The organism is Agromyces sp. GXQ0307, assembly GCF_044769845.1.
Lineage (GTDB): Bacteria > Actinomycetota > Actinomycetes > Actinomycetales > Microbacteriaceae > Agromyces.
Genome location: NZ_JBIZVY010000001.1, coordinates 504,702 through 520,130 on the forward strand (window position 1 = coordinate 504,702; position 15,429 = coordinate 520,130).

Genomic DNA, 15,429 nt, shown 5'->3' on the forward strand with positions numbered 1-15,429 from the left:
CCTCCTAGAAGATGCCGCGGGGCGTCTCGAACTGGGCGAGCACGCCGGGTGCGGCGACGATCGTGAGCCCGCCGAGGTCGTCGGGGCCGAGTTGCGGGAGTCGCTGGGCGACGTCGAGGAACCGCTCGATCTCGGCCGGCTCGAGCACGCCGTCGGCGAGGGTGCGGAACTTCTCGACGTACTGCTCGCGACCGAACGGGCGTGCGCCGAGCGGGTGGGCGTCGGCGACGGCGATCTCGTCGACGATCGTCTCGCCGCCGTCGAGCGTGATCTCGACGCGGCCGCCGAACGCCTTCTCGGCGATGTCGAGCGAGTGGTAGCGGCGCGTCCACTCCGGGTCCTCGACCGTGGTGACCTTGCGCCAGAGCTCGACCGTGTCGGGGCGCGCGGCGCGCGCCGGCGCGTACGAGTCGACGTGGTGCCACGCGCCGTCCTGCAGGGCGACGGTGAAGATGTACGGGATCGAGTGGTCGAGCGTCTCGCGCGACGCGGCCGGGTCGTACTTCTGCGGGTCGTTCGCCCCGGAGCCGATCACGTAGTGCGTGTGGTGCGACGTGTGGATGACGACGCTCGCGATCTTCGACGGGTCGGCCACGAGCCCGGGGTGCTCGCGGTGGAGCTTCCGAGCGAGGTCGATCCACGCCTGTGCCTGGTACTCCGCCGAGTGCTCCTTGGTGTAGGTGTCGAGGATGGCGCGCTTCGCCTCGCCGGCCACGGGCAGGGGAACCTCGTAGGCGGCATCCGGGCCGTCGAGGAGCCAGGCGATCACGCCGTCCTCGCCCTCGTAGATCGGCACGGGGCTGGTCTGACCCCGCATCGCGCGGTCGACGGCCTCGATCGCCATCTTCCCCGCGAAGGCCGGTGCGTGCGCCTTCCAGGTCGAGATCTCGCCCTTGCGCGACTGCCGCGTGGCCGTCGTCGTGTGCAGCGCCTGCCCGACGGCCTGGAAGATCGTCTCGGGATCGAGGCCGAGCAGCGTGCCGATGCCGGCGGCGGCGGAGGGGCCGAGGTGGGCGACGTGGTCGATCTTGTGCCTGTGGAGGGAGATCGCCTTCACGAGGTCGACCTGGATCTCGTAGCCGGTCGCGATGCCGCGGACGAGCTCGCGGCCGTTGAGGCCGCGCTGCGACGCGAGGTGCTGGGCGACGGCGACGATCGGCGGGATGTTGTCGCCCGGGTGCGAGTAGTCGGCCGCGAGGAACGTGTCGTGGAAGTCGAGCTCGCGCACTGCGACACCGTTCGCCCACGCGGCCCACTCGGGGCTCGTGCGGCGCGCGGGCTCGAGCCCGAAGACGGCGGCGCCGTCGCCCCCGACCGAGACGGGGTGGGCCGTGGCCTGCGAGCGGGCGGCGATGACCGGCCCGCGGGTGAGGGATGCCGCGGCGACCGCGGCGTTGTCGATGACGCGGTTCACGACCATCTCGACGACTTCGTCGGCCACCTCGACCGGATCGGCGGCGACCTCGGCGATCTTCCAGGCGAGCTGGTCGGGGCGGGCGAGGTTCTCCTCGCTGCGGTGGACGCGCACGCGGTGCTCCTGCACGGTTCGGCCTTTCGGTTCGGTGTTCGCTTCGTTCGTTGAGGTGGTCGTCATCGGTCCGGGCGCGAGCCGGCGGTCGAGGGGCGAGCGGATGCCTCGCTCACGCGACGCGCGATGCGTCGTCGGTACCGGGCGGCCCGGCGACCTCGTCCGCGGGGGCCGAGGCGAGCGCGTTGGTGAGGCTCCGGTGCAGGTGCACATGGGTCGCGTGCGACGCCAGCTCGGCATCGCCGGCGAGGATCGCCTCGACGATGAGCTCGTGCTCCGCAGCGGCGGCCCTGAGCCGCTCGGGGTTGTGCCGGGAGAGTCGCCGGATGCGCGCCGAGTGCAACTGGACGCTGCGAAGGGCACTGCCGAGGAAGGGGTTCGCGGCCGCGTCGTCGATCGCCCGGTCGAGGTCGTCCACGATCTCGAAGTAGCGCGTGAGCCCGGCCTCACCCTCGGCGAGGAGCCGGGGCGCATCGTGGAGCCGGTCGCGGATCGCGAGGAAGGGGCCATCCGCTCGTCGCCTCGCGGCCAGGCCGGCTGCGCGCGCCTCGAGCGCCTCGCGGAGTTCGTAGAGGGCGACGATGTCGGCCCGCGAGATCGCGGTCACGATCGTGCCGCGGGCGGTCGGCTCGACGAGGCCGTGGGCGGCCAAACGCCGCAGCGCCTCACGGACGGGCGTGCGGCTCACGCCCAGGCGCACCGACTGCTCGACCTCCTGCAGGACCGTGCCCGGGCCGAGCACACCGTCGAGGATCTCGCTGCGGAGGGTCTCGTACGCCCGCTCTCCGGCTCGCATACGTCCCTCCTGTCGTCGTCCGCGATCCACCAATGTATACACGGGTCGCATCCACGCCGCAAGCATGTGCCTGCATGCGGGTTTCAGCTCGCGCCGATGCGAGTCGGCGCCAGTTCGTGTATACATCTCTCGATCCCACGGGCACCATCCGTCGCGAACCTCACGGGCGACGATCGACCGCCGGTCCGCGACCCGAGCGAGTGGTCACCCGCCCCATCCGGGCGGCCCGGCGCGCGCCGAGGCGGTCGCGTGCATCGGACCGAACCGGACGACGACCGAGACGAACGCGACGGGTCCGTCCGCACGGCACTCGACCACGCTCGCACCGTTCCGTCGCGCGAGATCGCTCGCCACCGGGCACGGTTCGCCGGCCACGGCCCCGCTGATCGCGTCGGCGGCGGCGAGTGCGGAGGCATCCGCCGCGTTCGCGGCCCGTTGCGCGGCGATCGAGGCACCCAGCACGCCGACCACGGCGACCGCCATCAGGACCACCGCCCCCACGATCGCCACCGCCACGACCGTCGCCGCGCCCCCGTCATCGATGACCCGACCCTCGCGGAACCGGCCCGCGCGGAACCGGCGACGTACGGATCGGCCCCTCACCGTCCGCCCCGCATCGCGCACGACTCCGCGTGCAGTTCGACCGCGGCGAACACCCCGCCGGGACTCGCCGACAACGTCGCGCAGACGAACTCCCCGTCGTCGGCGACGGCGAGCCCGGCGCCGACGACATGGCGTCCGGCGATGCCGGCCGCGACCTCCGCCCCCTCGCCCCGACCGAGCGCACGGGCGGCGTCGGCCGCGGCGTCGGTGAGCCGGACCTGCACGCCGACCGCATGCACCGAGGCGAGTGCCGCGGCGAGCACGAGGGCGATCGCGGGCAGCGCGACGGCGAACTCCGCCGTCACGCTGCCCCGATCGGCGTCAGCCGACCGTGAGCGCATTCCGCACGAGGTCGGTGAGGATGCCGCGGACCTCGTCTCCCCTGAGGATGACGACGAGCAGCCCGGCAAAGCCGACGGCGGCCATCGTCGCCACGGCGTACTCGGCCGTCGCGGCACCTCGTTCGCCGGCGAGGCGCCGGGCGATCGCGGCGAGTCGCCGGCGGGTCCGGCCGACGTGCGGGGCGCATCCGAGGCTCGGACGAGCAGCGGGCGATGACGGGTGCATGGGGTTCTCCTTCTCTCTGCCGCGTGGCGCGGCGGCGGTGGCACGAGTCGGGTCGTCGTCACACAGCACCGCCGAGGGTGCCCGTGACGACCGAGATCATGAGCGGGACGACGCCGAGCAGGACGAACGCCGGCAGCACGCAGCAACCGAGCGGGAGCATCAACTGCACCCCGAGCCGGGCGGCTCGCGCGGCCCCTTCGGCACGCGAGGCTCCCCGGAGCCTGGCCGCCTCGGCGCGGAGGAGGTCGGCGACGGGCGCCCCGGCCCGTTCGGCGAGCGCGATCGCCGATCGCGCCGCAGACGGTGCCGGGGATGCGGACAGGTGCTGCGCGAGCGCCTCACGCACGATCCGCTGCGCTCGACTCACGGAGGTACCGCTCGAGACGGCCATCGCGAGCAGCTCGAGCTCGAGGCCGGCCTCCGGCTGCTCCACCGCAGCACGCCGGACGAGTGCCCGATTCCAACGCGCACCGGCCCAGAGCAGCGCCGAGCCGACCACGAGGCACGCGAGCCCGACCGGCCCGCCGACCAGTACGCCGAGGGTGTCGAACCCGAGGAGTGCGCCGAACGCGACGGCGATCAGCGGCAGCGCCGCCACGAGCCGTGCGCTCGCGGCCGGGCCCGCAAGGAGCGCTGCGGCCTCCCGGCGCAGTTGGGCCTCATCGCGCAGCATTCCGCCGAGCAGCACGAGACAGCGGGCGAGGGGTGCGCCCGAGGCATCCGCCACCGCCCACGCTGCGGCGAGCACGTTCCATGCGGCCGAGGCCCCGGTGTTGGCGGCGCGTGCCGCCTCGATCGCCGCAGCCACCGGCGCCCCGTCGACCGCAGCGCGCGCGGCGCTCGCGATCACAGCCGAGTCGGCGACGTCGACGGGGTCCGCACGTGGCCGATCGCCTCCGGCCTCCGTCGGCGTATCGAGCGCGGTCCAGGCCGTCGCCGGCGCGAGCCCTGCCGACAGCAGCGCTGCGAGTCGTTCGGCGACCCCTGCGACCCGGTCCGGTCCGGCCGACGCGTCTGCGGACCGCACGCCGAGCCTCGCGGCGAGGAATCCGAGATCTCGCCGCTTCAGCACGCCTCCACCTCCAACCGGTCCCCACGGAGCCGGAACACGCCGATGTCGGCGACACGCCGACGGCCGTCGATCCGCTCCAGGTGCACGACCAGGTCGAAGGCGCTCGCCGCCTGACGGGCGACGGCCTCGGCGGACATCGCAGTGGAGGCGCCGAGCGCTTCGAGCCGCGCGGGTACATCGGCGAGCGAGTTCGCGTGCAGCGTGCCGGCACCGCCGTCGTGCCCGGTGTTGAGCGCCGCCAGCAGGTCGCGCAACTCCGGCCCTCGACACTCGCCGACGACCAGCCGGTCGGGTCGCATCCGCAGTGCCTCCCGCAACAGGACGTCGAGTCCGATCCGTCCGGCACCTTCGAGGTTCGCCTGTCTCGCCTCGAGCGAGACCACGTGCGGGTGCGCCGGTCTGAGCTCCGACACGTCTTCGAGGAGCACGATGCGGTCGCCGACCGGCACCTCGCCGAGCAGCGCGCCGAGCAGCGTCGTCTTGCCGGTGCCCCCCGCACCGGTGATGAGCACGTTCCGGCGATCGCCCACCGCGTCGCGCAGCCGTCGTTCCTGCTCGGGGTCGAGCATGCCCGCCCGGGCGAGTTCGCCGAGACTCGCTCCCGCGGCCCGCGGCACCCTGACGGACAGCAGGGTGCCCGACGCGGACACGGGCGGCAGCACGGCGTGCACCCGGATACCCTCGCCGAGCCGGACGTCGACCGCAGGAGTCGCCTCGTCGATGTGGCGGCCGCCGCGAGCGATCAGGTGCACCGCGAGCGCGCGCACCTCCGACTCGTCGGCGCTCCATCCGGCGTGATGCTCCGCCCCTCCCCCGCGGTCGATCCACAGCCCGCGCTCGCCGTTCACGAACAGGTCCGTCACGTCGTCGTCGGCCGCGAAGGGTGCGAGGGGGCCGAGTGCGGCCACATCCGGTCGGATGACCCGGCTGGAGGTCGCCCGGGTGACCGACGGGTCCTGCGCCTCGGCGCCGTCGACGCGTGCCCGCGGCACGTCGCCGGCCGGGGCCCACTCGGGCGCGGCCTCGGTCTCCCACGACGGGACGGCGACGAACGGGGCGGGCATGCGATCGACGGTAGGCGCGCACCGGTGACCCGCCGCGACCGAGCGGCGCGGAGACGAGACGAGCTCCCCACCACGCCGTTGTGGAGGAGAGCTCGTGCGGTTCGGCATCGCGGACGCCGCTTAAAAGAAGGGGGCGGCACCCATTGGGGGGAACAGGTGCCGCCTCGGCAGCGCACGGATTGGGGGGAATCGCGGGCGCTGCAGGCCTCGAATCGAAGTCGTTCGGGCGTTCATCAGTGTATGGGCTGGAGATCCATGCGCAAGCACTATTTGTCCTCATTTGTGCGGACGCACAGAAATCTCTGCGAGATCCTCCAGTCACTGGGAGGAAGTCGACGGAACCCGAGGGCGGAACGGGCGTCGACCACGGTTTCCGCACGGGAGAACGACGATTGCCGTACCGAATCGGCACCGAGGCGCCGTCGCGCCGAGCGGCTCGGGGCGAGCGATTCGCTGAACGCGCCCCCTCGCGCGTGCCCAGCGTACGCCCGACCGTGCGCGGTCCGCGACCGACACACGCGGCGAAACATCCGGTCGCTGGCGCTATGGTGCTGTGTGGGGCAGGCGACCCGTCATCCGAACACTTCGCGAAGGAGCGATCGCACCACTATGAACGCGCAGATCGATCACGCGCTCGAGGAGATCCGGCGCTTCCGCCCGAGTCCCGAGTTCGCCGCCCAGGCCGTCGCCGACGAGGGCCTCTACGACGCCGCTCGCGCCGACCGGCTCGAATTCTGGGCCGACCAGGCCCGCACGCTGCTCCAGTGGGAGAAGCCCTTCACCCGCACGCTCGACTGGACGAACCCGCCGTTCGCGAAGTGGTTCGACGACGGCGAGCTCAACGTCGCCGTGAACTGCCTCGACCGGCACGTCGAGGCCGGCCTCGGCGACCGCGTCGCCATCCATTGGGAAGGCGAGCCCGGCGACTCCCGCGACATCACATACGCCGAGCTGACAGACGAGGTCAAGCGCGCGGCCAACACGCTGACCGACCTCGGGGTGGGCGAGCAGGATCGCGTCGCGATCTACCTCCCCATGATCCCCGAGGCCGTCGTCGCCATGCTCGCCTGCGCGCGCATCGGCGCCATCCATTCGGTCGTCTTCGGCGGGTTCAGCGCAGACAGCCTCGCGTCGCGCATCGACGACGCCGAGGCATCCGTGGTCATCACCGCTGACGGCGGCTACCGCAAGGGCCGCGTGTTCCCGCTGAAGCCCGTGGTCGACGAGGCCCTCGGCAAGGCCGAGGGCGGCACCGTGCGCAACGTGCTCGTCGTCAGGCGGGGTGAGAACGAGGTCGACTGGAATGCGGAGCGCGACCTCTGGTGGCACGAGACGGTCGCGACCGCGTCGAACGAGCACCAGGCGAAGGGGTTCGAGGCGGAGCATCCGCTCTTCATCCTCTACACGTCCGGCACGACCGGGAAGCCGAAGGGCATCCTGCACACCTCGGGCGGTTACCTCACCCAGGCGGCGTTCACGCACAAGTACGTGTTCGACCTGCACCCCGAGCGAGACGTGTACTGGTGCACGGCCGACGTCGGCTGGATCACCGGGCACTCGTACGTCGTCTACGGCCCGCTCGCGAACGGCGCGACGCAGGTGCTCTACGAGGGCACCCCCGACACGCCGCACCCCGGCCGCTGGTGGGAGATCGTCGAGAAGTACGGCGTGACGATCCTCTACACGGCGCCGACCGCCATCCGCTCGTTCATGAAGCTCGGCCGGCAGATCCCGCACGAGTTCAACCTCCGCACGCTGCGCCTGCTCGGCTCGGTCGGCGAACCGATCAACCCCGAGGCCTGGATCTGGTACCGCCACGTGATCGGCGGCGGTTCGATCCCGGTCGTCGACACCTGGTGGCAGACCGAGACGGGCGCGATCATGATCTCGGCGCTGCCGGGCGTGACAGACCTGAAGCCCGGGTCGGCGCAGGTGCCCGTGCCCGGAATCTCGATCGACATCCTCGACGACGACGGCACCGAGGTCGAGGGCGAGGGCGGCGGGCTCCTCGTCGCGACCGAGCCGTGGCCGTCGATGCTCCGCGGCATCTGGGGCGACCCGGAGCGCTTCAAGGAGACGTACTGGGAGAAGTTCGGCGACAAGTACTTCGCCGGCGACGGCGCCCGCCGCGACGAGGACGGCGACATCTGGCTGCTCGGCCGCGTCGACGACGTCATGAACGTCTCGGGGCACCGCCTGTCGACGGCCGAGATCGAGTCGTCGCTCGTCGCCCACCCCTGGACGGCCGAGGCCGCCGTCGTCGGCGCGTCCGACGAGACCACGGGGCAGGCGGTCGTCGCGTTCGTGATCCTCAAGGCCAGCCAGGTCTCGCACGTGACCGACCCGCTCGAGGCCAGCGAGGAGCTGCGCAGGCACGTCGCGACCCAGATCGGTGCGATCGCGCGTCCGCGTCAGGTGTTCATCGTCAACGAACTGCCGAAGACCCGCTCGGGCAAGATCATGCGGCGCCTGCTGCGCGACCTCGCCGAGGGCCGCGAGGTCGGCGACACGACGACCCTCGCCGACACGTCGATCATGGAGGTGATCAGCGCCCAGGTGCGCTGACCCGTTCGAACAGCGGATGCCGCGGCCGGGGGTTCCGGCCGCGGCATCCGTCGTTGGCGGCGCGGGCGCGGCACCGCGCGGCGCCGCCCGCCGCCCCGCCGCCCGCCGCCCCACCGCCCCACGAGCGGTTTACAGGAGCATCAGCGATGCACAGGTCAGCGGAGGCCAGGACCTCCTGTAATTCGAAGGATCTCCTGTGAAGCCGGTCGCAGCTCGAGCGGCCCGGACCACAGATGCAGCCGTTGCGCGACCGCCGAGAGGATCTGGCGCTCCGCCGACTCCCACGTCTGCATCACGTCGTGGGTACCGAACCGGAGGACGGTGAATCCCTGCAGCACCAGTCGAGCGTCCTCGACGCGATCTCGCTGCCGCTGCTCCGTCGTCGAGTGGAATCCATCACCGTCGAACTGGAGGACGAGCCGCTCGCCGACGAGCCCGTCGACCTTGTGATCATCGACACGGACCTGCGGCACCATCGTGACCCCACGCCGAGCGAGCCGAAGCCTCGGCAGGGTCTCGAGTCCGCTGTCGGCGCGAGCATCGGAGGCGGCGACCGCATCGGCGAACGAGCCCCCGATCCTCTCAGCCAGCCGCAGCAGCTGCGACCTCCTGGCCTTCTTCGCATTGAGCGCGGAATCGATGACGGCGACGGCGTTCTCGTGCGGCTGGCATCGGGCGATCGCCACGAGCACGTTCTCCAACGGGTCGATCGCCATGCGGTTGGTCACGTCGACGGGCGGTTCGGACCAGTGCACCGTCTCCGCCGCCGGCCGACCCGACGCGTGCGGGGTCAGCTTCAGTCGGCTCGCCGTCGAGGGTACCGAGACATGGAACCTGCCGTCGTCGATCCTCCAGAGTTTCAGGTGCTCGGCCGCGGAGAGGCAGCTCAATCGACCGCCGATGCGGACGGCGCGAGTCAAAGCGGGATCGCACCCCGGCGTTGCGACCCAGTCTCGGCGGACCCGTATCAGGGTTCCCTTTCGGATCGATGCCTGGACGGAGTCTCGCCTCACGCCCGCTTCGTAGAGATCCGCTCGGTGCGCGATGCCTCCGAGTCGCTCGACGAGGGCACGTGGAGTGATTCGCGTCATCCGCAGATCGTCGCGCCTGCCGGATGCGACCGTATCGACCGCTGGGCACGCTGTGTGCCACCCCGGCTCGATCGGACGTGTGGAGGACACGCGCCCCGTCGCGGCCGCCGCGCCGCGGCATCCGCTCGCCCGCAACGGTTCACAGGAGATCCTCCGATCCACATGACGTTTCCGTGGATACCGTCCTGTAGATCGCGGATTCTCCTGTGAACCGAAGAACCCGGGTGCGGGAGCCCCGGGGCGGGGCGGCGGCGGCGCGGGGCGGAGCCCCTGCCCGCGGCGGGGCGGGCGCGGGGCGGAGCCCCGCCCGCGGGCTACGCGAACTCGACGACGAGCTCGATCTCGACTGGCGCGTCGAGTGGGAGCACGGCGACGCCGACGGCCGAGCGGGCGTGACGGCCGGCATCCGCGAAGACCTCGCCGAGGAACTCCGACGCGCCGTTGACGATGCCCGGCTGCCCGGTGAAGGCCGGATCGGACGCCACGAAGCCGACGACCTTGACCACACGGGTCACGCGATCCAGCGAACCCAGCTCGGCCTTCACCGCGGCCAGGGCGTTCAGCGCGCAGAGTCGGGCGTACTCCTTCGCATCGGACGCGGACACGCGCCCGTCGCCATCGCCGACCTTGCCGGTCGCGGGCAGCGCGCCCGCGACGAACGGCAGCTGGCCCGAGGTGAAGAGGAGGGTGCCCGTCGTGACGGCGGGCACGTAGGCGGCCACGGGGGCCGCGACATCCGGCAGCTCGATACCGAGCTCGGCGAGGCGGGCCTCGGCGGAGACGGCGGCCATCAGGCGTCGCCCTCGAACTGCTTGGCGGCCTGCGCGGCGGCGGCCTGGCCGGCGGATGCCGCAACCGATGACTCCTCGCCGACCGGACGCTTCAGGTAGGCGACGAGCCCGCCCTCGGGCCCCTGCACGACCTGCACGAGCTCCCACCCCTCCGAGCCCCAGTTGTTCAGGATCGCGGCGGTGTTGTGGATGAGCAGCGGGGTGGTGATGTACTCCCATGCGGGCATGGCGACTCCTCGGTGTCGGGACGGGCGGCTATCCTGAGGCTCAGCCGGCCGTGGGCGCTGCCGCCCTGCGGCATGCCGGATTTTGCCAGCCTTCCTCAGTTAGGCTCCACTCTATGTCTGCCCAAAATCGAACGATGAGCGATGCCGCCGCGGGAATCCTCGGCTTCGTCGGCATGAGCGCGCTCGCCGGCATCCTCGTGACCGCCGCGGTGACCCCTGCGCTCGCCGTCACGGGCATGGCCGCGAACAACAGCATCAACATGTTCGAGAACCTCCCGGGGTACCTCGAGATCGACGAGCTCTCGCAGAAGTCGACGATCTACGCCATGGTCGACGGCCGTCCGTCGGCGATGGCGAGCTTCTACGACGAGAACCGGGAAGAGGTCGCCTGGGACTACATCTCCCAGTACCTCAAGGACGCCGCCGTCGCCGGTGAGGACCCCCGTTTCTACTCGCACGGCGGGGTCGACATCCAGGGAACCGTGCGCGGCGCGCTGAGCACCGTCATCGGGCAGGACACCCAGGGCGGCTCGTCGATCACGCAGCAGTACGTGAAGAACGTGCTGATCAACAACGGCGTCTCCGAGGCCACGACCGAGGAGGAGAAGGACGCGGCGTACGCCGCGGCCACCGAGGTCAGCGCCGAGCGCAAGCTCAAGGAGATCCGATACGCGATCGCGCTCGAGAAGAAGTCCTCCAAGGACGACATCCTCCGCGGCTACCTCAACATCGCGCACTTCGGCGGGCGCGTCTACGGCGTGCAGGCCGCCGCACAGTACTACTTCGGAACGAACGCTCACGATCTCACGCTCGCCCAGGCCGCGAGCCTCATCGCGATCGTGAACCATCCCGAGAAGTTCCGTCTCGACTACCCGGAGAGCGAGGAGAACGGGGCGAACTCCGTCGACGCCGCGGGCAACCCCACGCCGTACGCGGCGAACAAGGATCGGCGCGACTACATCCTCCAGGAGATGCTCGACGAGAAGAAGATCTCGCAGGAGGAGTACGACGCCGCCGTCGCCGAGCCGGTCGCCCCCAACCTCTCCCAGCCCAGTACCGGTTGCGCCTCGGTCTCGTCGCGAGGGTACGCGTTCTTCTGCGACTACGTCACGTGGGAGATCAAGAACAAGTTCGACGATCCCGCGACCGAAGATGTCAACGAGGGCCGCGAGCTGCTCCAGAAGGGCGGCCTCGACATCTACACGACGATCGACCTCACGCTGCAGAACGAGGCCGTCAGCGCGCTGAACGACACCGTGCCGAAGGCCACGGACGGGGTCGATATCGGCGGAACGGTGGTGAGCGTCGAAGTCGGCACCGGGCGCATCCTCGCGATGGCGCAGAACAAGGACTACTCGGCCGATCCCGAGGTGCTCGCGACCGGCCGGAACTACTCGGCGGTGAACTACAACACCGACATCGATTACGGCGGCTCGAGCGGATTCCAGCCGGGTTCGACGTACAAGGTCTTCACGCTCGCCGAGTGGCTGAAGGAAGGGCATGCGCTCAACGAGTCCGTCGACGCGCGCTTCCGCGAGAACTGGGGCTCCTTCAACAACAGCTGCGAAGGCACGATGAGCGGCGACGGCTGGGGCCCGAAGAACGACGACTTCAGTCCCGGCGGGTACTGGACCGCCGTCGAGAACACCATGAACTCCTACAACACCGGGTTCGTGGCGATGGCCAAGCAGCTCGACCTCTGCGGCATCGCGAAGACCGCCGAGGCGCTCGGGGTGCACCGCGCAGACCACGACCCGCTCTCGCAGTTCCCGTCGGCCGTGCTCGGCACGAACGAGGTCGCTCCGCTCTCGATGGCCACCGCGTTCGCGGGCATCGCCGGGAACGGCAACTCGTGCTCGCCGATCGCGATCGACAAGATCACCAAGCAGGACGGCAGCGAGGTCGCGCCGCCGAAGTCGGAGTGCACGCAGGCCCTCACTCCCGAGGTCGCCGCCGGTACGGCGTACGCGATGCGGAAGACCATCGAGGGCGGCACCGCAGCGGCATCGGGTGGCAACACCTACCCGTGGGTGCCGATGATCGGCAAGACGGGGACGACCGACAACGCCGAGGCCACCTGGATGAGCGGCGCCTCGACCGAGGTCGCGACGGTCGTCGGCGTGTTCAACGTCACCGGCCACGTGAACCTCCGCGACACGTACTTCGATGCCGGCCAGGCCGCGTCGCTGCGTCACCAGATCTGGCCCCGGGTCATGTCGGTCGCCAATGCCCGCTACGGCGGCGGCGACTTCCCGGAGCCGCCCTCGTCGATGATGAACGCGCCCCAGGTCTCGGTGCCGGATGTGCTCGGTCTCTCGCCGGAGGAGGCGCAGAAGGCGCTCGAGTCCGCCGGATTCGGTTGGCGGATGGATGGCGAGGTCGACTCCGACAAGCCGAAGGGCACGATCGGTGCGCAGTCGCCCTCCGGCGCTGCGAGCCGCGGCGCGATCATCAGCCTCCAAGTCAGCCGGGGCAACCTCTCAGGGCTTCCGGATGTCGTCGGCATGACCGCGGACGAGGCGGAGAACACCCTGAAGGATGCCGGATTCAAGGTCAACCGGCAGGAGCAGGACGTCACCGATCCGACTCAGGACGGCATCGTGATCAGCCAGTCCCCGGGCTCGGGCAGCGCCGTGAAATCCGGGGACCGCGTGCAGATCGTGGTCGGACGACTCGAGGTCGGCAACGGTGGCGGTGGTCCCGGCGTGGGCGGAGACTCCACAGGCCAGGGCGACTGATGGGTCGTGGCCTGACGCCCGTCGCGCGGATCGCACTCGCGGTCGGCGCGGCGGGCGCAGCCGCACTCGCGTGGGGTTCGCTCGTCGAACGTCGCCGCTTCACGCTCCGACGCGTCGAGGTTCCGGTGCTGCCAGCCGGGTCCGAACCGATCCGCGTGCTCCACATCTCCGACCTTCACATGGCGCCCTGGCAGCGAGACAAGCAGGAGTGGATTGCGTCGCTCGCCGACCTCCGGCCCGACCTCGTGATCGACACGGGAGACAACCTCGGGCACCGACGAGGGCTCGAGGGCGTGCGCCGGGCGCTCCAGCCGTTCCGTGGCGTTCCGGGCGTGTTCGTCAACGGGTCGAACGACTACTTCGGCCCGGTCGTGAAGAACCCGTTCTCGTACTTCGGCGGCCCGTCCGGCATCATCAGGCGAGCCGAACGGCTCGACATCGATGCGCTGCACGCGTTCTTCGACGAGCTCGGTTGGCTCGATCTCGACAACGCCGCGGCCTCACTCGAGGTCAATGGCACGCATCTCGAGTTCTTCGGCGTGGACGATCCGCATCGCGGATTCGACCGTCTCGAGGTCGTCGCCGCCGCGATCGACGACCTCCGCGCCGGCGACTCCTTCGGAGACGACGATTGGCCCGACCGTGGGAACGGTGCGCCCCTGCGTCCGTCGGTGACCATCGGCGTGACGCACGCCCCGTATCGACGGGTGCTGAATTCCTTCGTCAACCACGGGGCGCAACTACTCGTCGCCGGCCACACGCACGGCGGGCAGGTGTGCGTCCCCGGCGTCGGCGCGCTCGTCACCAACTGCGACATCCCACGCCGGCAGGCGAGCGGACTGAGCGTCTGGCGTCACGGGCTGCGCAGTGCGTTCCTCAACGTCTCCGCCGGCCTCGGCACGTCGATCACCGCACCGGTTCGATTCGCGTGTCCGCCCGAGGCGACGCTGATGACGCTCGTCGCGAGCCGCTGACGTCGCATCTCGCCGCTGGCCGGCGAGGACGGGGTGGTCGGGAGCACCCGAAATCTCGGCTATGCTTGTGGAGGCCTACGGGCCCCCCGGGGTGTGGCGCAGCTTGGTAGCGCGCTTCGTTCGGGACGAAGAGGTCGCAGGTTCAAATCCTGTCACCCCGACCGGGAGACCGGAGCCGCATGGCGGCCCGGAGTTCGAGCCCCCTCACTGCGAGGGGGCTCGAACTGTTCTCGAAGCTGTTCAGGCGACCGGATCGGAGGTCGGGTCGCCCGGATCCGTTCGACTGCGCCCGCTCGCCCAGCGGAAGAACCGCTCCAGCGGGCCGATGCCGGCGTACCTGCGCCACAGCAGGGCGAACGTGGCGGAACCGACGATGAGCCCGATCAGCAGCGCCCACGAGTCGTCCGTGACGACGCCGTCCTCCCGGACGTACTTCGCGTTCGCAATGACGACCAGGTGCAGGGTGTAGACCGTGAGCGGCATCGCTCCCATCGCGGTGAACGGGGAGAGCGCAACGCCGGCCATGCGGCGCACCGGATCCGCAGCGAGCCCGAGGAGGGCGGTCGTGCCGGCGAGGACGAGAACGCCGACGGCCGTGTTGCCCACCGTCTCGAGCGACGCCCGGACGGGGATGCTCCACGCCGTGGTCTCCGGTACCCGGGCGATATCGGTCGCGCCCGGCAGGAGCACGGCGATCGGCAGGGTCAGCGGCAGGACGGCTGCGGCGGCGATCGCCGCGCGCGCGAGTGTCCCGGCCCGCTCGAGGCCCGCCCTCGCGAGGCCCAGACCGATCAGCATGACCGGGACCCAGATCACGACGGGGTATGCGCCGAGCAGGAACCACTCGACGAGGATGCCGGCCGGGCCGTCAGCGACCTCGGCGAGCCCGCTCGAGCGCCCTGCCAGTTCGACGATCGCCGGCGTGACGACGAGGAGTCCGGCGCCGAGCGGCACCGCAACGCGCGACGGGACGAACAGCAGCGGCAGCATGACGAGGAACGCGACCCCGTAGACGTCGAGGATCACGAACACGAGCGGTCTGAACAGTGCGACGACCAGGACCCCGAGAGCGATGAGCAGGACCGCCCTGATCGCGATCTGGCGCCGGAGGGTCATCCGATCGACCGGTTCGCGCACGGGGTCGATGCCACCTGTCAGGAGTCCGAGCCCAGCCCCGGCGGTGAGGGCGAACAGCAGCCGGGGGCGTTCGTCGGCGATCGCGATGACCGAGTCCCAGAGCTGGTCCCCCGCGCCGGGTGCGACATGGGCCACGAACATGCCGATGAGGGCGAGGCCGCGAGCAGCGTCGACTCCCGCGATCCGCGACCGCATGGCGCGCACGTGGGTCGGACGGGAAACGGCCATGCGCCATCTTCCCATCCGCTTCGGTCGCAGCCGATCCGCTCTCCGTTG

Annotated in this window: 14 protein-coding genes and 1 tRNA gene; 4 read left to right on the forward strand and 11 right to left on the reverse strand. The window is 70.9% G+C overall.

Going from position 1 to position 15,429, the window contains the following annotated elements; genetic code table 11:
- Positions 1 to 4 precede the first annotated feature (4 nt).
- From ACIQH8_RS02330 to ACIQH8_RS02360, 7 genes are all read right to left on the reverse strand, one after another.
- The gene (locus tag ACIQH8_RS02330) at positions 5 to 1,543 is read right to left on the reverse strand and encodes an MmgE/PrpD family protein (protein ID WP_400994286.1); all 1,539 of its coding nucleotides are present in this window, start codon (positions 1,541 to 1,543) and stop codon (positions 5 to 7) included.
- Between the two features lie 97 nt (positions 1,544 to 1,640).
- Complete coding sequence (locus tag ACIQH8_RS02335) at positions 1,641 to 2,324, reverse strand: GntR family transcriptional regulator (RefSeq protein WP_400994289.1); 684 nt, start codon at positions 2,322 to 2,324, stop codon at positions 1,641 to 1,643.
- 204 nt (positions 2,325 to 2,528) lie between these two features.
- Positions 2,529 to 2,927, reverse strand: coding sequence for an Rv3654c family TadE-like protein (locus tag ACIQH8_RS02340; RefSeq protein WP_400994291.1), 399 nt, complete (start codon positions 2,925 to 2,927; stop codon positions 2,529 to 2,531).
- Positions 2,924 to 3,232: a TadE family type IV pilus minor pilin gene (locus tag ACIQH8_RS02345; protein WP_400994294.1), complete on the reverse strand. Its 309-nt coding sequence runs from the start codon at positions 3,230 to 3,232 to the stop codon at positions 2,924 to 2,926. Before ACIQH8_RS02345 ends, ACIQH8_RS02340 begins: the two co-directional genes overlap by 4 nt.
- A gap of 16 nt (positions 3,233 to 3,248) precedes the next feature.
- Positions 3,249 to 3,494 carry a DUF4244 domain-containing protein gene (locus ACIQH8_RS02350; RefSeq protein WP_400994296.1) on the reverse strand — a complete coding sequence of 82 codons (246 nt, stop codon included), beginning with the start codon at positions 3,492 to 3,494 and terminating at the stop codon, positions 3,249 to 3,251.
- A gap of 58 nt (positions 3,495 to 3,552) precedes the next feature.
- Complete coding sequence (locus ACIQH8_RS02355) at positions 3,553 to 4,566, reverse strand: type II secretion system F family protein (RefSeq protein ID WP_400994298.1); 1,014 nt, start codon at positions 4,564 to 4,566, stop codon at positions 3,553 to 3,555.
- The gene (locus ACIQH8_RS02360) at positions 4,560 to 5,630 is read right to left on the reverse strand and encodes a TadA family conjugal transfer-associated ATPase (RefSeq protein ID WP_400994300.1); all 1,071 of its coding nucleotides are present in this window, start codon (positions 5,628 to 5,630) and stop codon (positions 4,560 to 4,562) included. Before ACIQH8_RS02360 ends, ACIQH8_RS02355 begins: the two co-directional genes overlap by 7 nt.
- Positions 5,631 to 6,239: 609 nt before the next feature.
- Here ACIQH8_RS02360 and acs point away from each other — a divergent pair.
- A complete protein-coding gene (acs, locus tag ACIQH8_RS02365) occupies positions 6,240 to 8,195 on the forward strand; it encodes an acetate--CoA ligase (RefSeq protein WP_400994303.1) in 1,956 nt (651 codons plus the stop codon).
- Between the two features lie 155 nt (positions 8,196 to 8,350).
- Here the strand turns inward: acs and ACIQH8_RS02370 are convergent, their stop codons facing one another.
- The 3 genes from ACIQH8_RS02370 to ACIQH8_RS02380 all read right to left on the reverse strand — a co-directional run bounded on the left by ACIQH8_RS02370 (position 8,351) and on the right by ACIQH8_RS02380 (position 10,304).
- Positions 8,351 to 9,115 carry an endonuclease domain-containing protein gene (locus ACIQH8_RS02370; protein ID WP_400994306.1) on the reverse strand — a complete coding sequence of 255 codons (765 nt, stop codon included), beginning with the start codon at positions 9,113 to 9,115 and terminating at the stop codon, positions 8,351 to 8,353.
- Positions 9,116 to 9,600: 485 nt separating this feature from the next.
- Positions 9,601 to 10,077: a RidA family protein gene (locus ACIQH8_RS02375; protein ID WP_400994309.1), complete on the reverse strand. Its 477-nt coding sequence runs from the start codon at positions 10,075 to 10,077 to the stop codon at positions 9,601 to 9,603.
- Positions 10,077 to 10,304 (reverse strand): hypothetical protein, encoded by a 228-nt coding sequence (locus tag ACIQH8_RS02380; RefSeq protein ID WP_400994312.1) that lies wholly within the window; start codon positions 10,302 to 10,304, stop codon positions 10,077 to 10,079. Before ACIQH8_RS02380 ends, ACIQH8_RS02375 begins: the two co-directional genes overlap by 1 nt.
- 134 nt (positions 10,305 to 10,438) lie before the next feature.
- Between ACIQH8_RS02380 and ACIQH8_RS02385 the strand changes: the two genes are divergently transcribed.
- The 3 genes from ACIQH8_RS02385 (at position 10,439) to ACIQH8_RS02395 (ending at position 14,177) form a co-directional block, all read left to right on the forward strand.
- Positions 10,439 to 13,042: a transglycosylase domain-containing protein gene (locus ACIQH8_RS02385; RefSeq protein ID WP_400994315.1), complete on the forward strand. Its 2,604-nt coding sequence runs from the start codon at positions 10,439 to 10,441 to the stop codon at positions 13,040 to 13,042.
- On the forward strand, positions 13,042 to 14,016 hold the full coding sequence (locus ACIQH8_RS02390) for a metallophosphoesterase (RefSeq protein ID WP_400994317.1): 975 nt from the start codon (positions 13,042 to 13,044) through the stop codon (positions 14,014 to 14,016). Before ACIQH8_RS02385 ends, ACIQH8_RS02390 begins: the two co-directional genes overlap by 1 nt.
- Before the next feature lie 87 nt (positions 14,017 to 14,103).
- Positions 14,104 to 14,177: transfer RNA gene (locus ACIQH8_RS02395), tRNA-Pro, on the forward strand.
- Between the two features lie 79 nt (positions 14,178 to 14,256).
- On the opposite strand, the gene ACIQH8_RS02400 is transcribed toward ACIQH8_RS02395, so the two are convergent.
- On the reverse strand, positions 14,257 to 15,381 hold the full coding sequence (locus ACIQH8_RS02400) for a DUF418 domain-containing protein (protein WP_400994319.1): 1,125 nt from the start codon (positions 15,379 to 15,381) through the stop codon (positions 14,257 to 14,259).
- Positions 15,382 to 15,429 lie beyond the last annotated feature (48 nt).

Excerpts from the sequence above, each read along its gene's own strand:
- ACIQH8_RS02375 (WP_400994309.1), bottom strand. The coding sequence starts at position 10,077 with ATGGCCGCCGTCTCCGCCGAGGCCCGCCTCGCCGAGCTCGGTATCGAG.
- ACIQH8_RS02390 (WP_400994317.1), top strand. The coding sequence starts at position 13,042 with ATGGGTCGTGGCCTGACGCCCGTCGCGCGGATCGCACTCGCGGTCGGC.
- ACIQH8_RS02350 (WP_400994296.1), bottom strand. The coding sequence starts at position 3,494 with ATGCACCCGTCATCGCCCGCTGCTCGTCCGAGCCTCGGATGCGCCCCG.
- ACIQH8_RS02335 (WP_400994289.1), bottom strand. The coding sequence starts at position 2,324 with ATGCGAGCCGGAGAGCGGGCGTACGAGACCCTCCGCAGCGAGATCCTC.
- ACIQH8_RS02385 (WP_400994315.1), top strand. The coding sequence starts at position 10,439 with ATGAGCGATGCCGCCGCGGGAATCCTCGGCTTCGTCGGCATGAGCGCG.
- ACIQH8_RS02380 (WP_400994312.1), bottom strand. The coding sequence starts at position 10,304 with ATGCCCGCATGGGAGTACATCACCACCCCGCTGCTCATCCACAACACC.
- acs (WP_400994303.1), top strand. The coding sequence starts at position 6,240 with ATGAACGCGCAGATCGATCACGCGCTCGAGGAGATCCGGCGCTTCCGC.
- ACIQH8_RS02360 (WP_400994300.1), bottom strand. The coding sequence starts at position 5,630 with ATGCCCGCCCCGTTCGTCGCCGTCCCGTCGTGGGAGACCGAGGCCGCG.
- ACIQH8_RS02400 (WP_400994319.1), bottom strand. The coding sequence starts at position 15,381 with ATGGCCGTTTCCCGTCCGACCCACGTGCGCGCCATGCGGTCGCGGATC.